Raw genomic sequence first — 21739 nt, forward strand, 5'->3', positions numbered from 1 at the left:
CGGTGTGTATTACCTTTCGGTTGGGAATCTCTTCGGTACGGGAACGCGCGGCGACGGCCTGGGCGGCTCGCCGCAGGCGGGCTGCTCGGCTAAACCACGCCGACAACGATGTCGGGTACGGCACGGCCTTCGAGCAGCCGGTAGTTCGCCCCGACGATAGCCAATGTACCTTCTGCCACGGCCGCCCTGATCATCTCAGAGCGCTCGAGCAGTTCGGACACCGTGTCGCGAAGGTGTTCGCGGCCGACGGCGAGGGCGTCGACCAGCTCGGGATCGATCGACGTCGCATCCTTGGACTCCGCCACCCGGCGGACGGCCGGCACGATCTTCTCGATGATCCGGCTGATGTGCGCGGGCAGAGGTTGCGCGTCGGCGGCCTGGGAATCGATGGCGGCGCGCACGGCCCCGCAGCCGTCGTGGCCGAGCACCAGGATGAGCGGCACACGCAGCACGGCGACCGCGTATTCGAGTGAGCCGAGCACCGAATCGGAGATGACCTGACCGGCATTGCGCACGACGAAGAGGTCGCCGAGGCCCTTGTCGAAGATGATCTCGGCGGCCAGCCGCGAGTCGCTGCAGCCGAACAGGGCCGCGTCGGGGGTCTGTACGAAGGCGAGTTCGGCTCGGCGGTCCACATCCTGCCGCGGATGCCGCGGCTCGCCGCTCACGAAGCGGTCGTTTCCGCGCTGCAGGTCGGTCCAGACGTCTGCCGGTGTTGCTGCCTCGCCCATTACTGTCCCTCGGTGCTGTTGGAACTGATCTGTTCGGCCAGCACTGCGGCCAGGACGGCGAGTTCCTCGTCATCGGCGGTGCCGACGAGGAGGTAGGTACTGTCGCCGGCCGTGGTCACCAGAGCGGATTCGAAATTGCCGCGGTCATCTTCCGGTGCGGTGTTGCGGTAGACGTCCCAGGTGACTCCGGCGATCATGACGGTGCCGGCGACCGGAGCATCCTGCAGCTCGTCGGCGAGCCAGCTCGGGTTGGCGCCGAGCGCTTGGGTGAGGCCGATGAACTCGGTCTTGGCCGTGATCAGACCGATGTACCAGGACGGGATCTTGTCGCTTCCGCCCAGGCGCCACTGCGCGGCGTTGGCCGTCCACCCACTCGGCAACTCCGGAACCAGCAGGGGATCGGTGAGGCCGGGTTGCACCTGCGCGGCGACGGCGGCGAAATCGACGTCGCGGTTCTGCGGGGCGTCGCTGCGCGGCACCAGCAGCACGAGCACCAGGACTGTGCCCAGTGTGGCCAGCAGGGACAGGACCAGATTGTTCACGGTCTTGTGGGAGCGGTACTTGCGGGAGTTCTCGGCCAGCCGGGTGCGGGTTTCATCCGGCGTCTCCGGGCGACCCAGCTCTGCGACGATTCGGGGCGCGCGCTTGGCGGGGCTCATCCGGCTGTCGCGGCGGAGTCGACTTGGCCTGCCCTGGCGGCATCCAGCCTGGCTTTCGCGCCGATCAGCCACTCTTCGCAGCGGCGGGCGAGAGCCTCACCTCGTTCCCACAGCGCGAGCGATTCCTCCAGCGACGAGGCTCCCTGCTCGAGGGCGTTCACCACGCGCACGAGTTCATCCCGGGCCTGTTCGTAGCTCAGTGCGTTGATTTCGTCTGGTGCCGAGGTCATGGTGTCCATTCTAATTTCTCATTCGACGGTGTCGGGTCGGAGGTTGCCACGTCCGCGGTGGCCGCCAGAGCGCCCTCGGCGAGCGTGATCAGGAGTTTCGTTTGCGACGGTGCCTGCCCGGGCGAGCGCACCACCTGGCCGCCCTGCAACTGCACGATCGAGTAGCCGCGGTCGAGGGTGCCCTGGGGGGAGAGGGCGCGCAACTGGGAACGCAGGTCGACGATCACCGCTCCGGCCCGCTCGACCGCCCGGTCGATTAGCTCGGCGCCGCGGGCGACGTAGCGGGTGAGGTCCTCGGATCGGGAATCGATGATCCACTCGGGGGTGCTCAACACCGGGCGTGAGCGAAGCTGACCGATCCGGTCGACCTCGTGCGCGAGGATACCGGTCAGCCGGTTGCTGAGGCGGGCCCGGGCCTGCTGTACCCGGTTGAGTTCGTCGGAGACGTCCGGCACGACGCGTTTGGCGGCATCCGTCGGCGTCGACGCGCGAAGGTCGGCCACGTCGTCGAGCAGCGGCCGGTCGGCCTCGTGGCCGATCGCGCTGACCAGCGGGGTCGTGCAGGCCGCCGCAGCCCGGATCAGCGTCTCGTCGCTGAAGCCGAGCAGGTTCTGGAAGTCGCCGCCGCCGCGGGCGACGATGATCACGTCGACCTCCGGGTCGGCGTCCAGCCGCTGGATGGCCGCGGTCACCTCGGACACCATGCGATCACCCTGCACGGCGGCGTAGGCCAGGTCGAAAGTGACGGCCGGCCAGCGCAGCTGGGCGTTGCGGATGACGTCTTTCTCAGCGTCGGAGTCTTTGCCGGTGACCAGGCCGATGCAATGGGGGAGGAAGGGCAGCGGCTTCTTGCGGGACGCGTCGAACAGACCCTCGCTGGCCAGCCGATTGCGCAGTCGTTCGAGCCGTTCCAGCATGTCGCCGAGGCCCACGTGGCGCATCTCGAGCATCTGCATGGTGAGAGTGCCACCCTTGACCCAGTAGTTGGGTTTGACGAGGGCGATGACCCGGTCGCCCTGCTTGAAGTCGTTGGTCAGCTTCGCGCGCACCGACGACCAGATCGTGAAGCCGACCGTGGCGTCTTCGGTGAGGTCCTTGAGCTTGCCGTAAACGTTGCCGCCGCTGGCGCCCCACTGGGTGATCTCGCCCTCGACCCAGGCCGTGCCGAGGCGCTCGATGTAGCCGCGGATCTTGTTGGCCAGCAGCCCGACCGGCCAGGGGGTCTCGAGGGTGGGTGGTGCGTCCGTCATCAATCGTTCCTCCCACGGACTGCACAGTCGGCCCCCATAAGATGAGGAGGTGACTATCAGTACGGATTCGCCTGTGATCGGCCTTGGCATGCCAAGGATTCCCCGCGCACGCAACAGGCTCAAGGATACCCCGGTGCTCGGACGCAAACGGGTGCTGCTGGCCGCCCCGCGAGGCTACTGCGCCGGCGTGGACCGTGCCGTCATCGCCGTCGAGAAGGCCCTCGAACTGTATGGCTCCCCCGTGTATGTGCGCAAGCAGATCGTGCACAACATCCACGTGGTCTCCGAGCTGGAGAAGAAGGGGGCGATCTTCGTCGAGGAAGTAGACGAGGTGCCCACCGGCTCCCACATCGTTTTCAGCGCCCACGGCGTGTCTCCGGCCGTCGTCACTGCGGCGGCGGACCGCGGCCTGCTGGCAATCGACGCCACCTGCCCACTGGTCACGAAGGTGCACCGTGAGGCCGTGCGCTTCGCCCGGGACGACTTCCAGATCCTGCTGATCGGCCACGAAGGCCACGAAGAGGTCGAGGGAACCGCGGGGGAGGCACCCGAGCACACCACGCTCGTCGGGAGCCCTGACGACGCCGACACCATCGAGGTGCGCGACCCCGACAAGGTGGTCTGGCTGTCCCAGACCACACTGAGCGTGGACGAGACCATGGAAACCGTGCGTCGCCTGCGTGCCCGTTTTCCAAATCTGCAGGATCCCCCCAGCGACGACATCTGCTACGCCACCCAGAATCGCCAGGTGGCGATCAAGAAGGTGGCCCGTGATTCGGACCTCGTCATTGTGGTCGGCTCGGCGAACTCGTCCAACTCGGTGCGACTGGTCGAGGTGGCGCTGGAGTACGGTGCTCGGGCTGCCTACCGCGTGGACTTCGCCAGCGAGATCCAGCAGGAGTGGCTCGACGGGGTTGTCACCGTGGGCGTGACCAGCGGGGCATCCGTGCCCGACGAACTCGTGCACGAGGTGCTCGCCGATCTGGCCGAGGCCGGCTACGGCGACATCGAAGAGATCAAGACGGCCGAGGAGGACCTGCTGTTCTCGCTGCCGAAGGAACTGCGCAATGACCTGGCCGGCAACGCGGATGCCCGCGGTCTCGGCGGACGGGTCAGCAGCTAGGAACCGGCCAGCCGCGTTCACCACGAAGGCCCCCGTCGATCAGATCCAGGATCTGACCGACGGGGGCCTTCGTGCACGCCGGACCCGGCAGAATGGCGTCGTCTACAGCTGGCCGTAGACGTCCATCAGGTTCGGGTCGTTGAGCAGCGTCGGGTCGGTGGCCAAAACCGCGGTGGTGAAGGCGATGAACACGAACGCGGACAGGACCACACCGATCAGCGGCACGTAGAACGCGCGCTTGCCTCGGACCAGCAACAGGATCACGCCTGCCGCCGTGGCCAGCCAGACCAGGGACACACCGATGATCCCGGCCGTGACCAGCCCGGCCGCGGAGGGATCCGGCTCATACGCGGCGAGATCCAGCTGGGTATGGAGCAACTGAATGGACTCGGTGATCATCGTGAGCATGCTGACCGCGAAGAACGTGGACAGGAGCCCGAGGACGAGCAGGCTCAGAGTCACCGGCCGGTCCCAGGCCGGCGCGGTTCCGGCCGGGCGCACAGCCCGCTCGGGGGCCGCGGACGGCCCCGGAGCCGGCGGTGTGGCGAGCGTGGGCTCATCCGGGCTAGGAGTCCAGCTCCAACCCTCGGGCGCAAGCTCACCGTACTGGGGACGGGGCCGGGAATCCTCCGGAGGGGTTCCCGAAGGAGTCGACGAAGAATTCTCGGCCATCGTCATCCGGTGCTAGCTGTTCGAGTGGCCGGCGGAGCCGAGCTGGCGGGTGGCGTCGGCGACGCGAGCGGCCATGCCCGTCTCGGCAACCTTGCCCCAGGCGCGCGGGTCGTAGACCTTCTTGTTGCCGACTTCGCCGTCAACTTTGAGCACGCTGTCATAGTTGCTCAGCATGTAGCCGGCGACCGCGCGGGTGAACGCGTACTGGGTGTCGGTGTCGATGTTCATTTTGACGACACCGTTCGCGACGGCCTCGGCGATCTCGGCGTCGGTCGAGCCTGACCCACCGTGGAAGACCAGGTCGAGCGGCTTCGGGCCGGTACCCAGCTTGGCGGCGACGCCGTCCTGGATCTCCTTGAGGAGCTCCGGGCGCAGCTTGACGTTGCCGGGCTTGTACACGCCGTGCACGTTGCCGAAGGTGAGGGCAGCCATGTAGCGGCCGTTCTCGCCCATGCCGAGGGAATCGATCATCGAGAGCGCGTCGTCGAGTGTCGTGTACAGGTTCTCGTTGATGTCGCCCTCGACGCCGTCTTCTTCGCCGCCGACGGCGCCGATCTCGACCTCGAGGATGGTGTTGATCGCCTGGGTGCGCTTCAGGATGTCCTTGGCGATGTCGAGGTTCTCTGCCAGCGGGATTGCGGAGCCGTCCCACATGTGCGACTGGAAGATCGGGTTGCGGCCGGCCTTCACCTCGTCTTCGGAAGCGGAGATGAGCGGGAGGACGAAGTCCTCGAGCGCGCCCTTGGGGCAGTGGTCCGTGTGGAGCGCAACGGTAATGGGGTAATTGTCGGCGACGGACTGCACGAAGCGCGCCATCGCGAGCGCACCGGATGCGCGGTTCTTGACCGTGTGGCCGGCGAAGTAATCTGCGCCACCAGTGGTGACCTGGATGATGCCGTCAGAGCCGGCTTCGGTCAGGCCCTGAAGAACGGCATTAATGCTTTGAGAAGACGAAACGTTGAACGCCGGGTAGGCGAACCCCTTCGTCTTGGCCTTGTTGAGCATCTCGGCGTACTGGTCTGGGGTTGCGATGGGCATTGTTGAGTCTCCTCGATTGAACCGTTTCGGTCTTCTCATCCTACCGAGGTGGGTCTCCGGCCGTGCCAGCGAGCGAACGCCCCCGCGACGAAGAGCGGGCGCTAGGCTGAACGAGGCAGCACCGACACCGGTGCCGGCCCAAAGATGGGTCTTGCCACTGCCGCACTCTTCGTCCGGGAAGGACCATCTGTGAACAGCCCCGAAGTCGCCCCCAATTTCATGCACCCCGACCGCAACCTTGCGATGGAATTGGTGCGGGCCACCGAGGCCGCAGCGATTCGTGCGGTCCCGTTCATCGGCCGCGGCGACAAGAATGCCGCAGACAAGGCAGCCGTCGACGCCATGCGCGTCTTCCTCGGCACCGTGAACTTCGACGGACTCATCGTCATCGGCGAGGGTGAGAAAGACGAAGCCCCGATGCTCTTCAACGGTGAGCGCGTCGGCAACGGAACCGGACCCGCCTGCGACATCGCGGTCGACCCGATCGACGGCACCAGCCTCACCGCCGCCGGACGCCAGAATGCCCTCTCCGTGATCGCGGTCTCCTCCCGCGGCACCATGCTCGACGCGTCATCCGTGTTCTACATGGACAAGATCGTCACGGGCGCCGCCGGGCGCGGAGTCGTCAGCCTCGACGCCCCGATCGGCGACAACATCCGTGAGCTGTCGAAGGCGACGGGCAAGCCAGTCGGCGAAATGGTCCTCGCCGTGCTCGACCGTCCCCGCCACGCCGAACTTATCGACGCCATTCGCAGCGCCGGAGCGGGCACGCGGCTGATGAGCGACGGCGACGTCGCCGGCGGCATCAACGCGGCCCGCTGGGAAACGCGCATCGACATGTGCGTCGGCACGGGTGGCAGCCCGGAAGGCATCACCACGGCCTGCGCGCTCAAGGCCATCGGCGGCTACATGCAGGGACGCCTGGCACCGAAGGACGACGCCGAGCGTGCGGGTGCCGTCGCGGCCGGCCTCGACGTCGACAAGCTGCTCGAGCTGGACGACATGGTCAGCGGCGACAACACCTTCTTCGTCGCCACGGGCGTGACGGATGGCGGACTCGTCGACGGCGTGCGCCGCCAGGGCCCGATCATCCGCACCGAGAGCATCGTGCTGCGCTCGAAGTCCGGCACCACGCGTCGGGTGATCGCCGAGCACCTCGCCTCGAAGTGGCTCTAGGCGCTCGGCTTTAGCTGCCTGCAAGGCCGAAAATCGCCGTCCCGACGGCGATTTTCGGCGTTATCGGCGATTCTCGGAGTCAGTCAGTGCGGCGGTCTCGAGTGCGGCGGCATCGAGTGCGGCGCTTTCGAGTGCCGCGGCCTCCAGCTCCGACACAAACTCCCAGGCGGCCAGTTCGCGCGGTGTGTCCTCGATGCCCGCCAGCGGCGCCAGCACCTTGGACTCGTCGAGGGCATTGAGCTTGCGTGCGGTGGGCAGTACCTGGCGTTCCATCGAGCCGACGAAGCCGTTGTAGTCCTTCACCGTGCGCTCGATCGACCGGCCCAGTTTCTCGATGTGCGTGGCCGTGGTGGCCAGACGGCCGTATAGCTCCCGACTGAGGTCGAACAAGACTTTTGCGTCATGCGTGAGCACGTCCTGCTGCCAGGTGAAGGCCACCGTCTTGAGCACCGACCACAGGGTCACCGGGGAGGCGAGGGCCACCCGTTTCGAGAACGCGAATTCCATGATCGAGGGGTCGGCCTCCAGCGCCGAGGAGACCAGGGACTCGCTCGGGATGAAGGCGATCACGATCTCCGGGGAGGCCTCCAAGCCCTGCCAGTAGGCCTTGCTGCCGAGGGCGGTGATGTGGTCGCGCACGGCCTTGACGTGAGCTTTCATGTAGACGGCCCGCTGGGCTCCCAGGGCACCGGTGGCGGTGACCGGGATCTGGCTGGCTTCAAGGAACGCCGTGAACGGCACCTTCGCGTCGACGGCGATGTTCTTGCCGCCGGGCAGGTGCACGACCATGTCGGGGCGGCCGGCGCCGGCGTCGGAGGTGATGCTCGACTGCACATCGAAGTCGACCCGCTCGATCAGGCCGGCGGCCTCGACCACGCTGCGCAGCTGGGTTTCGCCCCAGACCCCGCGCGTGTTGTTGGCGCGCAGGGCCGACGCGAGCGACTCGGCGGTGCTCCGTAGGCGCTCCTCCGACTCGGTCGCCGACCGCAGCTGCTGGCTGAGCTCGCCGTGTTGCAGGCTGCGCTGGGCCTCGAGCTCGGCGACCTTTTGCTGCATGTCCTGCAGGCTCTCCTTGACCGGAGCGAGGGCCTGGAGCACCTTGCTTTCCTGATTCTGTTGCTCGGTGCGCGCGTCCTGGTCGTTGCGCTGGCGGTCGCTCAGTTCGCGGTATTGCCGCCCCGCGTCGACGACCTGTCCGCGCAGGGCGTCGGCGGTGGCCTGGACTGAGGCCAGCTCTTCGCGCAGGATGGACTGGATGCCGGCCTCTCGGGCATACACCTCGGCCAAGGCCACCTGGTGCCGGGCCTCGATGACGAGGGGATCGGTGCCGGACGAGCCTTCGTTGCGGCGCTCGGCGGAACGCGCCGTGAGGACCACCGTGAGTAGGGTGCCGAGCAGGGCGCCGACGACAAGGCCGAGAAGAAGACTGAACCAGGAATCCATGGTTCTACTCTGCCAGTGGCCACCGACATTGCCCGAGCCGGTGCCCCAAGGATGCCTAGTTCAGCGCCATCGGGCCGTGCGTGGCGGACTTCTCCTTCGTGGCGAACGGCCCGATGGCGCCGATCTTCACGCCGGTGATCTGCGCCAGCTCCTCGAGAGTGTCGGCCCCGTGCCGGTCGGCGGCGTGGATCATGATGGCCGCGCAGGCCTCCGCGTCGGCCAGGGCGTCGTGGTGGGCGAAACCCTCGAAGCCCGCGGCCATCGCGGCCACCGGGAGCCGGTACGAGTCGAGGTGGTAGGTGCGGCGGGCCACCTGGAGGCTGCAGACGTAGTTGAAGTCGGGCACGACCAGCCCGGCGACCGTGGAGGACGTCTTGATGACCCCCAGGTCGAACCCGGCGTTGTGCGCCACGAGGTGGTCGTCGCCGGCGAAGGCGACCAGGTCGGGAAGCTGCTGCGCCCAGGTGGCCGCACCGGCGACATCCGTCGGCCGGATGCCGTGGATCTTGATGTTCCAGGCCAGGAAGACGTCGTGCCCGACGGCCGGCTTGATGAACCAGGCGATGCGGTCGACGACCTTGCCGTCACGGACCTTCACCAGCCCCACCGAGCAGGCCGAAGCGCTGGAGGAGTTGGCGGTCTCGAAGTCGATGGCGGTGAAGTTGACTGGCACCGCTTCATCCTGTCACGGGCCGCCGACAGCGCGTCGCCGCTGTGCCGACCGGCCTCGGGTCGCAGACGGTACGATTGACTTTCGTGGCTCTTACTATTGCAATCGTCGGACTGCCCAATGTTGGCAAGTCCACCCTCTTCAACGCGTTGACCAAGAACAACGTGCTCGCGGCGAACTACCCGTTCGCCACCATCGAGCCCAACGTCGGCATCGTCAACCTGCCCGACCACCGCCTGGCCAAGCTGGCCGCGGTCTTCGGTAGCGAGCGTCTGCTGCCTGCCCCGGTGTCGTTCGTCGACATCGCCGGCATCGTGCGCGGCGCCAGCGAGGGGGAGGGGCTCGGCAACAAGTTCCTTGCCAACATTCGGGAGGCCGACGCCATCGCGCAGGTCATCCGCGGCTTCGCCGACCCCGACGTGGTGCATGTCGACGGCGCCGTCGACCCGGCCGGCGACATGGAGACGATCAACACCGAACTCATCCTCGCCGACCTGCAGACCCTCGAGAAGGCGGTCTCCCGCTTCGAGAAAGAGGTCAAAGGGCGCAAGCTTCCCCCCATCGTGCTGGAGACCGCGCTCAAGGCGCAGGCCATCCTCGACGCCGGAGCGCCGCTGTCATCGGCCACGCTCGACATCGAGCCCATCCGCGAGCTGGGCCTGCTGACGGCCAAGCCGTTCATCTACGTGTTCAACGTCGACGAGGCGGTGCTGCAGGATGCCGGGAAGCTCGCTGTTCTGGCCGCGCTGGTGGCCCCGGCCAACGCCGTGTTCCTCGACGCGAAGCTCGAATCCGAGCTCAGTGAACTCGACGCCGAGGACGCCGCCGAGATGCTGGCCTCCACCGGCCAGGCCGAGAGCGGACTCGACCAGCTCGCCCGCATCGGCTTCGACACCCTCGGCCTGCAGACCTACCTCACGGCCGGCCCCAAGGAAACACGCGCCTGGACCATCCGAAAGGGCTGGACCGCTCCGCAGGCCGCCGGCGTCATTCACACAGACTTTCAGAAGGGCTTCATCAAGGCGGAGATCTTCTCCTTCGACGACCTGATGGAGGCCGGTTCCGTGGCGGAGGCCCGCTCCAGGGGCAAGGCCCGCATCGAGGGCAAGGAATACATCATGCAGGACGGCGACGTGGTGGAGTTCAGGTTCAACGTCTAGCTCGTAGTCCCGGCTGCAACTGTTCCTGTTTCGGACAATTGTGGCCGGCGCACCGGCAGCAGTTGTCCGTTCCGGCAACAACTGCCCTGATCTCGTGGGTGAGTACCTCTCTCGTGGACCGCGGGCCCGCATGCGGCAGCAGAGTTTCCGTCTCGCTCAGGTGTGATTTACCTCCTCTTGGCCGGCTGGACGGCCTATTTTCGCGTCATGCACTTCCCGGTCAGCTGGCGCAGTTCCGCTTCAACGTGGAGCCCGCAGACTAATAGACCCGGGACGACTCTCGCGATGGGCGCAGCAGCCGGCGGGGTTGGGCAGACCCTTTCACGGGGTGTGTGGCGGCTCAGGCCCCTGAATCCACCGAGGGGACATAGAAGTGGGTGATCGGCCCGAGTGGATCGTCGGCGATGAGGACGACTGACAATGTGCGGTCTTGTCGGTCTGATGATGGCGTGCAGGGTGGAAGTGAAACATGACCCACGACGATGCGGAGCTGGAGCGGGTCATCCGTGGGCTGGCCAAGCGAAGAGATGTTCCACGAGGAATCGGGATACTGGGCTTCAAGTTCAGCGGCGTTGTCTCCGACGGCGATTCCGTCGACTGTGCCGATGTGGACCCCGTTCACGGTCTCGGCTGACACTGCGAAAGTGGTGTTCGGGCAACGAGGTGCATTCGGGCTATCCCAATCCCGATCCCAATCCTGCACGACAAAATCGGCCCAGGAGTAGGTGATTCTCGGATGCCGCTCGTCGCCCAAGGTATCGAATATTGGCGCGCTGCCCAGGGCCAACGAAAGTGCAGGGACCAACTCGCTGGCGGGCTGGAAATAGTCGAATGTGGACAGGGCATTGCCCGATGCATCCCGCAGCTCGATCGACGTCGCACTGAGGAAGATGTCCGTCACTTCGGCTGGATCGGGCGGCGACACCGATTGAGTTGGTGTCGGTGCCGCCGTGGGCATTGCCGTCGGGCTGGGAGTGCGGGGGATAGGAACTGCTAGACCAGAACAGCCGGTCAGCAGCACCGCGCCAAAAGCGAGGAGCAGGGCTGAGAGGACTGCGCCCACACCAGACACGCCGTGATCGGCCATGGTTTTCCCCCAGAGTCATCGGACGCATAGCGCCCTCGGTACATCGTTACACAGACGATCAGATATTCCTCAGGAGTGGGTTGGTGTTGCCGTTTCAAGGTAACGTTCTTTGGTTCCGAAACGTGGTGGAGTTCAGGTTCAATGTATAGGCTCTAGCTCCTCGCGTTAGTCATCGAAGCAGCAGCAATCGAAGGAGACCATCGTGCCTGTCATCGTCATCATCGGAGCCGGACCGGGACTCGGAGCAGCAGTTGCGCGAAGGTTCGGGCGCGAGGGCTTCTCAATTGCCCTGATCGCCAGAAACCAGTCGAAACTAGACGCTATGGCAGCCGAGCTCACCGCTGCCGGCTTCACCGCGAGTGCTTACCCTGCTGATGTCCGCACGCCGGCGTCGCTCGAAGCTGCCCTTAAGCGTGCCGCGGCAGAGCTTGGGCCCATCACCGCGCTGCAGTACAGTCCGCTCCCATCGCGCGACTACCTGAAGCCGGTGCTTGAGATGACTCCCGAGCTGGCGCTAGAGGCCCTGCAGTTCTCGACCCTCGGACTCATCCACGCGGTGCGTACGGTGCTCCCAGCAATGCGGCAGGCAGGAAGCGGCAGCATCATCATGATCAACGGCGGAACCTCGGTGAAGGCCCGCGCTGACTTCGCAGGTACATCGGTCGCCTTCCCGGCTGAGAGCGCCTACGGCGAGATGCTCCACGACGCGCTCGCGGGTGAGGGAGTCCGTGTCAGCCAACTCGTGATCCCAGGAGGCATTCCTCAGCTTCAGCTTGCCAACGGCATCGACGGCGTCGCCGATCGGATTTGGGACCTCCACGCCGTTGCCGGACCATTTCGAACAATGCTCATCCCGCTTGAGGAAGGCAGAGAGTAGGGGGCACTACGCTGCTGGCAGCGACGATGCGGAGACAGCCAGGAGGGCGCGAAACGTGGCTCTAAAGGTCGCTCCGCGATGCCACTCCGTGGATTTCGCTTCAACGTGTAGCCCGCTCCGGGTTGGGCATGACAACGGTCGAGAGTCTGTATCCGTCCGACCTGGTGCGGGAAGTGGGACACAACGTCATGTCTGCGGCGTGCGTCGAGGACGAGGCAGGTGAGTTGATTCAGCTCGTCCCGACGTTTGAGGGCGCGGCTATGTTAGCGAGAACAAGTCGGTGGGGGCGAGGATTTTTTCGATGATGCCGGTGTCTCGGCCGGTGAAACCGATCACGCCGTAGGTCATTGGCAGTCCGTAATCCGGAATCGCGCCTGAGAATGACGACGGCATGTCGAGGGTGACAGAGTCGATCCCGAAGGTTTCGTCAAAATGCACTTGATCGGCAGGCTTGCCGTCAGCTGCTGACTCGAAGTCCTGCCCGGTCTGGTTGCCGTTGACATCCTCAATGGCGACACCGTTGGTGGCCATGGTTCCGGATGCCCTGACCTGAAAGGCGGGGTTGTACGGGCCCGGCCGCGGATCGAAGTCTGCGTCAGGACGGTTCACCCCAATCGTGAAGCCGTCCCATTCCGTGAGTTCGGTCCTTGGGTAGTGGGAGGACTCTTCCACCGATTCTGACGTCGGCTCGCCGAGAAGGCCCCTGAGTACGGCCACAGCTGCATCCCCATCGCTCTGATAGTTAAGCGATGCGAGGACCGTGCCGTCGGCTGTGACGATATCGGTGGCTTCGGCGCCGATGATTATGGTTGCCGGCAGCGCGGCAGGTGTCGCCGATGGAGTGGGTTCCGGTGTGGGTGTTACCGTGGCGGTCGCGACCGGTGTCGGTGACGATGCGGCGACATCGCCTTCGACCTGGTCGGTGCTGCATGCGGCAAGGGTGAGCAAAGCGGCGGCCACAATGGCGGTCAGAGCCAGCGGTCGGCGCATTACAAAGTCTTCCAGGTGTTGATGTTGGGGCCTGGTCGGAGCCTACTTCTTCCCCGCGCGGCTTCGGTCGATTCAGGGCTCCGGGGCATAGCCTCCGTTCATTCACGCTTCCCCAGAAGAGGTCACTCGCAGTGATAGGAACCTCACTTACAGAGACTCTGGCTCCCGGAGCCTCACCGCGAGATACTGTGTCCTCTCACCAAGAGTGTGGACCTCACACGCCCCAGTTCGGGGAGGGGGAGCGGAATTCGGTGATAGGGCCGAGTGGGTCGGCGGCGATGAGCCAGACTGAAAACGTCAGTTCTGACAGGGAGTCCAAGGGTGGGAGCGGCACTAGACCAACGAAGATGTCGCGTCTGCTGCCTTGTGGGCGCGCTGTGTCGGGGTGTCGTGCCGCGATCTCGGCGGCATCATCTCCAACAGCGATTCCGTCGACGGTGCTGATCTGAACACCGTTCACGGCGGACGAGGAAACCTTCACCCAGGTGTTCGGTTCATGTGGTGACGTCCCGCCTGGCACACCATCCACGAGGACGAAATCGCCGTCCCATGGAGTAGGCGACTCAGAGCCCGTAGGCAGGATATCGCCCCAGATGTAATTGGTTCCCGGAGGCACCTCGCTGCCGCCCTCGAAGTGCTCTGAGGTAGGTGCGCTTCCGAAAGCCGTGGACAGACCGGCAACCAACTCGCCGGCAGGTTGAAAATAATCGAACGTGGACAGGGTCGTGCCGGACGCGTCTCGAAGTCCGATCGACGCTGCAGTGATGAGGAGGTCCGTCACAGGGGCCGGAGCTGACGGATGCGCCGCTTCAGTGCGGCCCGGCGTTGGCGTTGCCGTCGGGCTTTCGCCGCCGAGGACGGGACCCGGTGGGCCGGAACATCCGGTCAGAAACAGAGCTGCCAGCGCTCTGCCGAACTTATCTGGCACCCCGTGAACGGTCATACTTCCCCCGATGTCGCCTTGGATCTGACTGCAGTCGGGACATCGTTGCACAAATTACGTGTCGGCGGCCTTCGTGGGCGGGGCCATGTCTTTCGGTGACGGAATGCGGTGAAGTTCCGCTTCACCGTCTAGCCGAGTTCCGGCCGCAACTGTTTCCGTTTCGGACAATTGTGGCCGGTGCACGGGGCGCAGTTGTCCGTTCCGGCATCAGTTGCGATGGCGAAGCTCGTTGCACTCGAGCGAGTCGTGATGGTCTTCCTTGGCTTGGCCGGCTGAGTTATCTGGTACTCGTAATGTGTTTTCGTGCGGTGATGCGGTGGAGTTCCGCTTCAACGTCCAGCGCGTTGCGTGTGGCGTGTCGATCGACCGTGCCCGCGGTCGCGGTCGCCGAGATCGACAGGTCCGGTCGAGTTCCCCTGGTGTTGTGGGTCGATCTCGACCGCAGCCGGCGAACTCCGCTGCCAGCGCTCTCAGCGGGGCATCCGGCGCGTGAGAATTCGCGGTAGGCCTCGCTCGACGGAGCCGGCACGGTGGGGTGTGGCTAAATCAGGAGATCTGTCGCCCGGGGATGCCCCCAGACTGGTCTTTCAATGTGGATACCGCCGCGGGCCGGACAATTCTCCTGAATTAGCCACCGCGCGGGGCTCCCCGCTTCAGCAAATCGTGTTGCAGGGAACGGGGAGATCCCTCGGCCGACACCTCGACTTCTCCGCGGACGAGCAACAGAATCGGGATCGGGGCCACGCTCGATGAACTCAAAACCGCGTAACCCGACGCTCACGGACCAGAGCGACTGCTTCCGCCCCCTCAACCTTCCGCCCCCTCAACCGCCCGCGACGCACAGGATGACGTTGCCTCTCTTATGGCCGGCCTCGACGAAACGGTGCGCCAGAGCGATGTCGGTCAGGTCGTACGTCCAATCGATGACCGCCAGGAACAGACCCGACTCGGCAAGGTCGACCAGGTGCGCGAGGGCATCCGCGGTGCTGTCGATGTTGCCCGCGACGACCCGCCTCCCGCTCCTCCTGGTGTGCCAGGCGGCCAGAAGCAGCCCCCCGGAGATCGGAAACGACGAGCAACAGGGCCCCGCCCGGAGTGAGGCACGCCGCAGCGCGTTCAAAGGGGGCGTTCCCGACGCAATCCATGATGACGTCGTAGGTTTGCCCCTCGAGCAGGAAATCCTCCGTTGTATAGTCGATCACCCGGTCGGCGCCGAGCGCGGTGACCAGCTCGCGGTTGGCGCCGCTGCACACACCGGTGACTCGCGCGCCCATCTGCTTGGCGAGCTGCACCGCCGCCGTGCACACGGCACCGGATGCGCCGTTCACGAGCACGGTGCTGCCCAATTTGATCGCGGTGCGACTGAAAAAAGCATGGGCGGTGGTCCCGCCGGAGACGAGAGTCACGGCATCCGTGAAGGTCATGTTCCGTGGCTTCGCCGTGATCGCGCCATCCTGCGGGATGCAGACGTATTCCGCGTGCCCGCCGAATCGGCTGCCGAGCATCGCGATCGCCTCCCACCCGGCAACCTGCCCGGCAGAGGCGCCGAACTCGCTTGCAGTCGTCGAACTCGGCGCACAGACCCGCTGCACCCGACCGGGTGACTGCGCTCACACGGCAGTTGGCAACGGGAACGTAGCGAGCACCGTGCGGCCGCTCGCCGCCGATCGGGGCGCCATGTCCACGAGGGCGATCTGGGTGAGAGCGAGCCGCTGGCCCTCGTGCACCCGGGCGCCGTTCTTGATCGTGATGTGGGCCCGGAAGCCGGGACCCGTGAACGCGGGCTCGTCGGGGATGGAGGCAAGCGGCCGCACAGCCTCGATGAGGGCGCGGTGCAACCGGGTCAGGCGTGGATCGTCCCCGACGAGCGTCACCGGCACGTCCTCGCGTCGGCCGAAGAGCGCGTCGGCACCCGCGACCGCCGTGAGGGCGGTGCGGTCGGATGCCGTGGCGGCGACGACGCCGGAAATGACATCCGCGATGACGGATGCCGCGACATCCGTGTGAAAAGGGGGCAGCACGGTGATGTGCAATGGCCATTCCGACACCGGGAAGCTGTCGCCGGTGCTGAGCGCCGTGAGCGGGAGGACGACGACGAGGCGGGACATCCGCCGAGTCTAGGGGAGTCCCGCCGGCGCGCCGCCGGTGGCACAATGGGCGCATGATTCTGCACCTCACCGGCGACGACGCCGCCGACGCCCTGCTCAGTGATGACCCCTTCGCGCTCCTCCTCGGGATGCTGCTGGATCAGCAGATCGCGATGGAGACCGCGTTCGCCGGTCCGGCCAAGATCCGCGACCGGATCGGCACGCTCAATCCGGCGACCATCGCCGGCTTCGACGCCGACGCACTCGTCGAGGTGTTCCGGGCCACGCCGGCCGTGCACCGCTATCCGGGCTCGATGGCCGCTCGCACGCAGACCCTCGCGGGTGTGATCGCCTCAGACTGGAGGGGTGATGCGTCCGCCCTGTGGACCGCCGACTCCCCGGACGGCGCCGAGATCCTGCGGCGCCTGAAAGCGCTCCCGGGATTCGGCGAGCAGAAGGCGAAGATCTTCCTGGCCCTGCTCGGCAAGCGTCAGGGGCTCGTCGCGGAGGGCTGGCGCGAGGCCTCCGAGCCCTATGGCGAGAACGGCTCGTTCCGGTCCGTCGCCGACATTGTCGACCCCGAATCGCTGACCCGGGTGCGGGAAACCAAGCGCGCGGCAAAGGCCGCGGTCAAGAAGGGGTAGTCATGGTGCGTCTGCTGATTCGCACGGCCATCTTCATCGGCTTGGGCGCGGCCGGCCTGGTGTCGACCAGGTCACCGAGCGTGTAGCGGCTGCGCGCCATCCGCAACCACCTGCTCAAGCACCACGCTGTCAGGCGAGGGGTGTTCACCGACGTGGCGCGTACCGGATCGGCCGACCCCCTGCCGGAGAACCCGCTCTTCCGTGCTCCGAGGGGCCGTCATCTGTCTTCCTGCTATTGACCTTTTGACTGGGGGCATACTCTATGCAAAGATTCAGGAAACTCGTACTAAATTTTTAGACAGCAGTCAGCTAGGCAGTTAAATGACTGATCAATCAATAAACACAGCAAAGCTCTACAGCACGGCTCTTTCCTGTTCTTTCTCGCTTATTCGGAGGACAACGTGATTCCCGATTCCCTCACCCAGATTCAATACGACACCGTCTACAACGTGTTCTCGCTCGTCATCGCGTCACAGCTGTTCACGTCGATCTTCATCATCATCTCGCTCAAGCGGGTCCTGCCCCGGTACCGTCAGGCGATGACCGTCGCGGCCATCGTCTGTGCGATTGCCGCCTACCACTACTTCCGCATTTTCGACTCCTTCAAGGCGGCCTTCGTCACCGAGGCCATCGGCGGGGCGGGCAACTATGTGCAGGTCGCCGGGGAGTCCTTCAATGAGGGCTACCGCTACGTCGACTGGCTGCTCACGGTTCCCCTGCTGCTGCTCGAACTGATCGCGGTTCTCGCCCTGGCCCGCAAGGTGCAGACCAGTCTCCTGTACCGGCTCATTCCGGCTTCGGCCCTGATGATCATCCTCGGGTACCCCGGCGAGCTCAGCGGGGACAACGGGGTGCGCGGAATCTTCGGTCTGCTCTCCACCATCCCGTTCGCATACATCCTCTATGTTCTGTTCATCGAACTGACCAAGTCCCTCGACCGCCAGCCGCGGAGTGTGCGCCGCACGATCAGCCAGCTGCGTCTGCTTCTGCTGCTGACCTGGGGTGTCTACCCGATCGCCTACCTACTGCCCATGCTTGGTATCGACGGCTCGGATGCCTGGGTCGGCAAACAGATCGGATACTCGGTCGCCGACATCCTCGCCAAGGCCCTCTACGGTCTGATCATCTACCGGATCGCGCGGATGAAATCGTTCGCGGATGACCCGGCGTTCGCACATCTTGAACTATCGGTCGATGAGGCCGAGGAGATCGCCGCCCCGGTGCACGTGCGGAACAAGTAGGCCTACCCGGCCACCTGCTCACCGCCAACAGGCCTGGGCCGATCCCGATCATTTTGATCGTGACCGGCCCAGGCCCGTTTCGCTTTCTGCTGCCCCTCAGGCAGGGTCTAAAATCAAGTGTGCTCATCGCTCTGAATGACGGAACCGCGGATGCCGTGGTGCGGCGCCATCTGCACCACCTGGTCGACGACGAGGTGCGGGCGAGCCCGAGCATCCGGGGTGGCCAGACCAGCGCCGACCGTGCCCTCGCGGCATTCTCGGTCGCGGGCTATGCGGCTAGGCGCAGCCAGGTGCTGCCGGAAATCGATCGCGGGGCATCCCGGCTATCACCGTACATTCGGCACTCCCTGGTGCCGCTTAGCCGGGCTTGGGAGCACGTCGCAGACGGACCTGCCCGAGATACCCGCAAATTCCGGGACGAGTTGCTCTGGCAGGAATACGCCCGACATCTCTATGCGCGTGTGGGTGTGGCCCTGCACCGAAACCTGCGCTTTGCGGCACCCTGGTCCGGAGAATTCGAACCCCAGGCCTGGCCGCACCGGATGCACTGCATCGACTCGGTCGTGTCGGAACTGGAAACCGACGGCTGGCTGGTCAACCAGACCCGGATGTGGCTGGCCTCCCAGTACACGGTCCGGTCTGGCGCGGGGTGGCATGCCGGCCAGGAAGAATTCTACCGGCACCTGCTCGACGGCTCCCGCGCGGCCAACCTCCTGGGCTGGCAGTGGACCGTGGGTGCCGGCACCGGGTCCGCCTACGGCTTCGCCCGCTGGCAGGTTGAGAAACGAGCGCCGCAGCTCTGCCGGGACTGTCCGCTCGCCCGGGCCTGCCCGATCGAGCAGTTTCCGGTGGGGGCAGCGCCAGTGCCGGTGACGGATGCGCCGGCGAACCTCACGCACGATCCGCACCTGTCCGACACGCAGGGGCCTACCGACGTCGTGCGCCGCCGCGCACCCCGGTCGGTGCTGCTGACGGTGGATTCCCTGGGCGACGCCGATCCGGCCCTTGCGGCGCATCCCGCACTCCCGGCCGCCTTCGTCTTCGACGAGCCGGCCCTGGCCAGGCTGCGGCTCTCAAGCAAAAGACTGATCTTCACCGTGGAAACCCTTCAGGATCTGGCCCGGCGTCGCGAGGTGGTCGTGTACCTGGGTGACCCGCGAGTGATCGTTCCGGACCTCGACGCAGCAGTCACGTTTGCACCGGTACCCAGCTTTGCGCGCTACGCGGAGGGCGCGGCCGCGCTGCATCCGTGGCCGTGGCTGGTGCCGCCGCATAGCGGATCGGTGGCCAGTTTCTCGGCCTGGCGCCGTGCCTCGGCCGGCGTCTAGAGTCCGAAGTCGAGCGTGCGGGCTAGCGGCCCTGGCGGCGCTTGCCGGGACGCGGCTGGCCCTTCACCTCGGGCGCGCGGCCCTTGCCCTTCGCCGCCTTGGCCTTTCCGCCCGCCGGAAGCGGCGGCTTCCAGGACTCATCCGAGGCGACCAGCTCGGTGCGGGCATCCGTGAGAAATAGGTTGCCCGCCGCGGTCAGCCGGGTGGTCTCCGTGGTTCGGTCGATGAGCACGACGCCGATGTTCGCCTCGAGTTTTGCGATCGAGGAGCGCAATTTCGGGGTGGATATATTGAGGTTCATCGCGGCGCGCGGGAAGTGCAACTCCTCGGCGACGGCGATGAAATGCCGGAGGAGTGTGATGTCCACGGAACGCCTTTCTGTGTGGGCCGCACGAATCGCGGGCGAAGTGACAAGGGTACGCGTTCCCGCTGGAGGTGTCGCCGGGAGGCAACGGAAGCGGCCGCACCGCGCTGCCGGGCCCGCACGCGCTAGGCTCGGAGCGCACACCCTTAAGTGAATATAGGGCCATCAAGGTCGATGCGGGAGAGTTCGGCGCCCTCAGGCAGTCGAACACCGAAGGAGCAATCCTCCCCGACAATCTCTCAGGTACTCGTACCGCATCGAACTGGCCACTCTGAAAAGTAGTCGCGGCTCGACAGCGGCTCGCCCACGGTGAAAATCGCGCCCGACCAACGGCTGCGGTGAAGCTCTCAGGCCTGACGACAGAGGGGGAGTTCCCAGGGGTACGATCGATCGATCGCGCCCCGGAGATTCTTGCTCGGCCCCCGGCCGGCGACAACCTGGAGAACTCATGACCTCGGACACTGAAGCCCACACCGATTCAACCCCCACGGTGGAGCGGTTCTCCCCGCTGCACCTGGCGCACGTGGATGCCGGCGCCAGTTTCACGGACTTCGCCGGGTGGCAGATGCCGGTGCGCTACTCGAGCGATCTCGCCGAGCACCACGCCGTGCGCACCAGCGCGGGCATTTTCGACCTCTCGCACATGGCCGAGATCCTGGTGGCCGGGCCGGACGCCGGAGCGTTCCTCGACTATGCCCTCGCCGGCCAACTCTCCACGATCGACCTGCTGCAGGCCAAGTACAGCCTCATCCTCAACCGTGCCGGCGGCATCATCGACGACATCGTCGTCTACCGCACGGCCGAGAACGAGTACCTCGTCATCGCCAACGCGGGCAACCGTTTCCCGGCGGTCAAGGCGCTCACGGCCCGGGCCACCCGCTTCGACGTCACCGTCACCGATCAGAGCGACGACGTCGCCCTGATCGCCGTGCAGGGGCCTAATTCGCGCGCCATCCTCGAGGCCACGGCGGACCTCACGGTCGGCGGCGACCTGTCAGCGCTGAAGTACTACCGCGCCCTGGGTGGTACCTTCCAGGCCGGCCGCGTTCTCATTGCCCGCACCGGCTACACCGGTGAAGACGGCTTCGAACTCTATGTCGACGTGCCGGATGCCGCGGCGCTCTGGGACGCGCTCCGCGCGGCGGGCGCCTCTTTCCACCTCGTGCCGGCGGGGCTCGCCAGCCGCGACACCCTCCGTCTCGAGGCCGGCATGCCGCTCTACGGCCACGAACTGAGCACCTCGACCTACCCGGCGCAGGCCGGACTCGGCCGCGTTGTGAACCTCGCCAAGGAGGTCGATTTCATCGGCCGCGAGGCCAGCGAAGAGGGTCCCAGCGCGGAGGCGCGCGTACTCGTGGGACTGGAATCTGCCGGCAAGCGTGCCGGGCGCGCCGACTACCCGGTATATCGCAGTGCCGACGCGACCGTGGCCGACGGCGTGATCACGAGCGGGGCGCTGTCGCCGACGCTCGGACATCCGATCGCCATGGCCTACGTGGCTCCCGGCCTGGCGCGACTCGGCACCCAGGTCTTCGTCGATGTGCGCGGCACCCGCATCCCCGCAACTGTGACCGCCCTTCCGTTCTACAAGCGTCAGAAATAGTCCACCCCTCGAGAGGAACACCCCCATGGCCGAACAGTCTGAACTCCAATACACCGCCGAGCACGAGTGGGTTCTCGTCGACGGCGACACCGCCACCGTCGGCATCACCGCCTACGCCGCCGACAAGCTAGGCGACGTCGTCTTCGTCGAGTTGCCAGCCGTCGGCAGCGATGTCGCCGGCGGCACCGTCGTCGGCGAGATCGAGTCCACCAAGTCGGTCGGCGAGCTCTTCGCCCCTGTCACGGGCACCGTCGCCGAGACCAACGACGCCGTCGTCGAGAGCCCCGAGCTCGTCAACAGCGACCCGTTCGGCGCCGGCTGGCTGCTCAAGGTCACGTTCGCGGAGTTGCCTCCTCTCCTCAGTTACGCCGACTACTCCGCCCTCATCGGCGAGTAACGAAAACGAAAAGCCAGGTTCCGCAC

Annotated in this window: 22 protein-coding genes, 1 pseudogene and 1 riboswitch; of the genes and pseudogenes, 9 read left to right on the forward strand and 14 right to left on the reverse strand. The window is 65.9% G+C overall.

Annotated elements, in window-relative coordinates; translation table 11 throughout:
- Positions 1-89 precede the first annotated feature (89 nt).
- From CXY79_RS09340 to xseA, 4 genes are read right to left on the reverse strand one after another with little or no spacing between them, the layout of a single operon-like run.
- The gene (locus CXY79_RS09340; RefSeq protein WP_104100856.1) at positions 90-731 is read right to left on the reverse strand and encodes a carbonic anhydrase; all 642 of its coding nucleotides are present in this window, start codon (positions 729-731) and stop codon (positions 90-92) included.
- Positions 731-1390, reverse strand: a complete 660-nt coding sequence (locus CXY79_RS09345) for a DUF4245 domain-containing protein (RefSeq protein ID WP_104100857.1) — start codon at positions 1388-1390, stop codon at positions 731-733. The genes CXY79_RS09340 and CXY79_RS09345 overlap by 1 nt, the downstream gene beginning before the upstream one ends.
- A complete protein-coding gene (locus CXY79_RS09350; protein WP_347232351.1) occupies positions 1387-1620 on the reverse strand; it encodes an exodeoxyribonuclease VII small subunit in 234 nt (77 codons plus the stop codon). The genes CXY79_RS09345 and CXY79_RS09350 overlap by 4 nt, the downstream gene beginning before the upstream one ends.
- Positions 1617-2870, reverse strand: a complete 1254-nt coding sequence (xseA, locus tag CXY79_RS09355) for an exodeoxyribonuclease VII large subunit (protein WP_104100859.1) — start codon at positions 2868-2870, stop codon at positions 1617-1619. Before xseA ends, CXY79_RS09350 begins: the two co-directional genes overlap by 4 nt.
- 88 nt (positions 2871-2958) lie before the next feature.
- On the opposite strand from xseA, the gene CXY79_RS09360 reads away from it, so the two are divergent.
- Positions 2959-3993: a 4-hydroxy-3-methylbut-2-enyl diphosphate reductase gene (locus CXY79_RS09360; protein ID WP_104100895.1), complete on the forward strand. Its 1035-nt coding sequence runs from the start codon at positions 2959-2961 to the stop codon at positions 3991-3993.
- A 102-nt stretch (positions 3994-4095) separates the two neighbouring features.
- On the opposite strand, the gene CXY79_RS16465 is transcribed toward CXY79_RS09360, so the two are convergent.
- Together CXY79_RS16465 and fbaA are read right to left on the reverse strand one after the other, a co-directional pair.
- Entirely contained in the window at positions 4096-4671 is a 576-nt protein-coding gene (locus tag CXY79_RS16465) for a DUF6264 family protein (RefSeq protein WP_369827968.1), read from the reverse strand.
- Positions 4672-4677: 6 nt separating this feature from the next.
- Positions 4678-5703 carry a class II fructose-bisphosphate aldolase gene (gene fbaA, locus CXY79_RS09370; RefSeq protein ID WP_104100861.1) on the reverse strand — a complete coding sequence of 342 codons (1026 nt, stop codon included), beginning with the start codon at positions 5701-5703 and terminating at the stop codon, positions 4678-4680.
- 219 nt (positions 5704-5922) lie between these two features.
- On the opposite strand from fbaA, the gene glpX reads away from it, so the two are divergent.
- Positions 5923-6879 (forward strand): class II fructose-bisphosphatase, encoded by a 957-nt coding sequence (gene glpX, locus CXY79_RS09375; protein WP_233191397.1) that lies wholly within the window; start codon positions 5923-5925, stop codon positions 6877-6879.
- Between the two features lie 60 nt (positions 6880-6939).
- Here glpX and rmuC read toward each other — a convergent pair whose 3' ends face one another.
- Together rmuC and CXY79_RS09385 are read right to left on the reverse strand one after the other, a co-directional pair.
- Entirely contained in the window at positions 6940-8322 is a 1383-nt protein-coding gene (gene rmuC / locus CXY79_RS09380) for a DNA recombination protein RmuC (protein WP_104100863.1), read from the reverse strand.
- Between the two features lie 55 nt (positions 8323-8377).
- On the reverse strand, positions 8378-8995 hold the full coding sequence (locus CXY79_RS09385; RefSeq protein ID WP_104100864.1) for an exonuclease domain-containing protein: 618 nt from the start codon (positions 8993-8995) through the stop codon (positions 8378-8380).
- An 83-nt stretch (positions 8996-9078) separates the two neighbouring features.
- Here CXY79_RS09385 and ychF point away from each other — a divergent pair, with 83 nt between their 5' ends.
- Positions 9079-10152: a redox-regulated ATPase YchF gene (gene ychF, locus CXY79_RS09390; protein WP_104100896.1), complete on the forward strand. Its 1074-nt coding sequence runs from the start codon at positions 9079-9081 to the stop codon at positions 10150-10152.
- Between the two features lie 340 nt (positions 10153-10492).
- Here the strand turns inward: ychF and CXY79_RS09395 are convergent, their stop codons facing one another.
- Entirely contained in the window at positions 10493-11239 is a 747-nt protein-coding gene (locus tag CXY79_RS09395; protein ID WP_134401704.1) for a hypothetical protein, read from the reverse strand.
- A gap of 202 nt (positions 11240-11441) precedes the next feature.
- Here CXY79_RS09395 and CXY79_RS09400 point away from each other — a divergent pair, with 202 nt between their 5' ends.
- Positions 11442-12116, forward strand: a complete 675-nt coding sequence (locus tag CXY79_RS09400; RefSeq protein ID WP_104100866.1) for an SDR family oxidoreductase — start codon at positions 11442-11444, stop codon at positions 12114-12116.
- Between the two features lie 258 nt (positions 12117-12374).
- On the opposite strand, the gene CXY79_RS09405 is transcribed toward CXY79_RS09400, so the two are convergent.
- The 4 genes and pseudogenes from CXY79_RS09405 to CXY79_RS09420 form a co-directional block, all read right to left on the reverse strand.
- On the reverse strand, positions 12375-13106 hold the full coding sequence (locus tag CXY79_RS09405) for a hypothetical protein (RefSeq protein WP_104100867.1): 732 nt from the start codon (positions 13104-13106) through the stop codon (positions 12375-12377).
- A gap of 214 nt (positions 13107-13320) precedes the next feature.
- Positions 13321-13887 carry a hypothetical protein gene (locus CXY79_RS09410; RefSeq protein WP_104100868.1) on the reverse strand — a complete coding sequence of 189 codons (567 nt, stop codon included), beginning with the start codon at positions 13885-13887 and terminating at the stop codon, positions 13321-13323.
- Positions 13888-14872: 985 nt separating this feature from the next.
- Positions 14873-15554: pseudogene (locus tag CXY79_RS16935) on the reverse strand (NAD(P)-dependent alcohol dehydrogenase).
- 105 nt (positions 15555-15659) lie between these two features.
- Positions 15660-16157, reverse strand: coding sequence for a 2'-5' RNA ligase family protein (locus tag CXY79_RS09420; protein ID WP_104100870.1), 498 nt, complete (start codon positions 16155-16157; stop codon positions 15660-15662).
- Positions 16158-16210: 53 nt separating this feature from the next.
- On the opposite strand from CXY79_RS09420, the gene CXY79_RS09425 reads away from it, so the two are divergent.
- From CXY79_RS09425 to CXY79_RS09435, 3 genes are all read left to right on the forward strand, one after another.
- Positions 16211-16780 (forward strand): HhH-GPD-type base excision DNA repair protein, encoded by a 570-nt coding sequence (locus CXY79_RS09425; RefSeq protein ID WP_104100871.1) that lies wholly within the window; start codon positions 16211-16213, stop codon positions 16778-16780.
- 401 nt (positions 16781-17181) lie between these two features.
- Positions 17182-18021 carry a bacteriorhodopsin gene (locus CXY79_RS09430; RefSeq protein ID WP_104100872.1) on the forward strand — a complete coding sequence of 280 codons (840 nt, stop codon included), beginning with the start codon at positions 17182-17184 and terminating at the stop codon, positions 18019-18021.
- Between the two features lie 119 nt (positions 18022-18140).
- A complete protein-coding gene (locus CXY79_RS09435; protein WP_199186751.1) occupies positions 18141-19349 on the forward strand; it encodes an FAD-binding domain-containing protein in 1209 nt (402 codons plus the stop codon).
- A 22-nt stretch (positions 19350-19371) separates the two neighbouring features.
- On the opposite strand, the gene CXY79_RS09440 is transcribed toward CXY79_RS09435, so the two are convergent.
- Positions 19372-19716, reverse strand: a complete 345-nt coding sequence (locus CXY79_RS09440; protein ID WP_104100873.1) for a LysR family transcriptional regulator — start codon at positions 19714-19716, stop codon at positions 19372-19374.
- A gap of 164 nt (positions 19717-19880) precedes the next feature.
- Positions 19881-19978: riboswitch (glycine riboswitch) on the forward strand.
- A gap of 183 nt (positions 19979-20161) precedes the next feature.
- Here CXY79_RS09440 and gcvT point away from each other — a divergent pair.
- Both gcvT and gcvH read left to right on the forward strand, forming a co-directional pair.
- Positions 20162-21316, forward strand: coding sequence for a glycine cleavage system aminomethyltransferase GcvT (gene gcvT / locus CXY79_RS09445; protein WP_104100874.1), 1155 nt, complete (start codon positions 20162-20164; stop codon positions 21314-21316).
- 25 nt (positions 21317-21341) lie between these two features.
- The gene (gcvH, locus tag CXY79_RS09450) at positions 21342-21713 is read left to right on the forward strand and encodes a glycine cleavage system protein GcvH (RefSeq protein WP_104100875.1); all 372 of its coding nucleotides are present in this window, start codon (positions 21342-21344) and stop codon (positions 21711-21713) included.
- The last annotated feature ends 26 nt before the right edge of the window (positions 21714-21739 follow it).

Source organism: Cryobacterium sp. M96 (genome assembly GCF_002929845.1).
Classification (GTDB): domain Bacteria; phylum Actinomycetota; class Actinomycetes; order Actinomycetales; family Microbacteriaceae; genus Cryobacterium; species Cryobacterium sandaracinum.

Bases quoted from the DNA above. Each gene is read 5' to 3' on its own strand.
- fbaA (WP_104100861.1), bottom strand. From the start codon at position 5,703: ATGCCCATCGCAACCCCAGACCAGTACGCCGAGATGCTCAACAAGGCC.
- rmuC (WP_104100863.1), bottom strand. From the start codon at position 8,322: ATGGATTCCTGGTTCAGTCTTCTTCTCGGCCTTGTCGTCGGCGCCCTG.
- CXY79_RS09360 (WP_104100895.1), top strand. From the start codon at position 2,959: ATGCCAAGGATTCCCCGCGCACGCAACAGGCTCAAGGATACCCCGGTG.
- CXY79_RS09425 (WP_104100871.1), top strand. From the start codon at position 16,211: ATGATTCTGCACCTCACCGGCGACGACGCCGCCGACGCCCTGCTCAGT.
- gcvH (WP_104100875.1), top strand. From the start codon at position 21,342: ATGGCCGAACAGTCTGAACTCCAATACACCGCCGAGCACGAGTGGGTT.
- CXY79_RS09405 (WP_104100867.1), bottom strand. From the start codon at position 13,106: ATGCGCCGACCGCTGGCTCTGACCGCCATTGTGGCCGCCGCTTTGCTC.
- CXY79_RS09345 (WP_104100857.1), bottom strand. From the start codon at position 1,390: ATGAGCCCCGCCAAGCGCGCGCCCCGAATCGTCGCAGAGCTGGGTCGC.
- CXY79_RS16465 (WP_369827968.1), bottom strand. From the start codon at position 4,671: ATGACGATGGCCGAGAATTCTTCGTCGACTCCTTCGGGAACCCCTCCG.
- CXY79_RS09340 (WP_104100856.1), bottom strand. From the start codon at position 731: ATGGGCGAGGCAGCAACACCGGCAGACGTCTGGACCGACCTGCAGCGC.
- gcvT (WP_104100874.1), top strand. From the start codon at position 20,162: ATGACCTCGGACACTGAAGCCCACACCGATTCAACCCCCACGGTGGAG.
- CXY79_RS09350 (WP_347232351.1), bottom strand. From the start codon at position 1,620: ATGACCTCGGCACCAGACGAAATCAACGCACTGAGCTACGAACAGGCC.
- CXY79_RS09395 (WP_134401704.1), bottom strand. From the start codon at position 11,239: ATGGCCGATCACGGCGTGTCTGGTGTGGGCGCAGTCCTCTCAGCCCTG.
- glpX (WP_233191397.1), top strand. From the start codon at position 5,923: ATGCACCCCGACCGCAACCTTGCGATGGAATTGGTGCGGGCCACCGAG.
- xseA (WP_104100859.1), bottom strand. From the start codon at position 2,870: ATGACGGACGCACCACCCACCCTCGAGACCCCCTGGCCGGTCGGGCTG.
- CXY79_RS09420 (WP_104100870.1), bottom strand. From the start codon at position 16,157: ATGTCCCGCCTCGTCGTCGTCCTCCCGCTCACGGCGCTCAGCACCGGC.